Origin of the sequence: Erythrobacter sp. CCH5-A1 (assembly GCF_001557115.1) — a bacterium.
GTDB lineage: Bacteria > Pseudomonadota > Alphaproteobacteria > Sphingomonadales > Sphingomonadaceae > Erythrobacter.
This window is the reverse complement of record NZ_LSKQ01000106.1, coordinates 1-865: the sequence shown is the minus strand read 5'-3', so window position 1 is coordinate 865 and position 865 is coordinate 1. Positions and strand designations below refer to the sequence as shown.

The window sequence follows — 865 nt, the reverse complement described above, 5'->3', positions numbered from 1 at the left end:
GCGGGAGGGGCCGGGGGTGGGCCCGCGCCGACCTCAAGAAACCCCCTACGCCGCGGCGGCAGATGCGCTAGACATCGCCCCGTGACCGCGCCCCCGCCGCCTGCCCCCCGCATCCTCGCGCTCGACGCGCTGCGCGGCATCGCCGTTATCGGCATCGTCGGCATGAACGTGCTCGCCTTCGCGATGCCGGGCCCCGCTTATTACAACCCCCTCGCCTTCGGCGGCACCGGCCCGGCCGATTACTGGGTGTGGCTGGCGAGCTTCATCTTCATCGAGGACAAGTTCCGCACGCTCTTCGCGATGCTGTTCGGCGCGGGGTGCCTGATCCTGATCGAGCGTTCCGCAAGCCATCCGTGGCGCGCGCATTACGCCCGCATGATCGTGCTGTTCGTGATCGGCCTCGTCCATGCCACCTTGCTCGCCAGCAATGACGTGCTGCGCGCCTATGCGCTCGCCGGCCTCGCGCTGCCGCTGCTCGCGCGCCTCGACGCGCGGGCGCTGGTGACGGTGTCGCTGGGGCTGCTTGGCGTCCACCTGTTCCTCGGCCTCGCGCTGCTCGGGCCCGCGATGGCGGCATGGCTGACGGGCCGCGAGGGTTCCGAGATGCTGCTCTGGGCCGAGCGCCAGTTCGGGCGCGATCCTGCCGAGATCACCGCGCTGCTCGAACAGGGGCGCGAAGCCTTCTCCGAACGAGTGCTGCGCCGCACGCTCGGCATCCCGGCGCAGATGACCGCGCTCGTCGCCGCGCTGCCGCTGAACCTCTCGGCCATCGCGCTGGGCATGGGCCTGTGGCGCGGGGGGATGCTGAAGGGCGAGTGGCGCACTTTCCGCTTGCAGCGTGTGGCGGGGCTGGCGGGGCTGGTGG

General features: G+C 71.4%; 1 protein-coding gene. It reads left to right on the top strand.

The genetic code is table 11. From position 1 onward, the window contains the following. Window positions 1–81: 81 nt before the first annotated feature. Window positions 82–865, top strand: a 784-nt coding sequence (locus AX708_RS05490; RefSeq protein ID WP_369815597.1) for a DUF418 domain-containing protein, incomplete at its 3' end; no start/stop codon positions are given.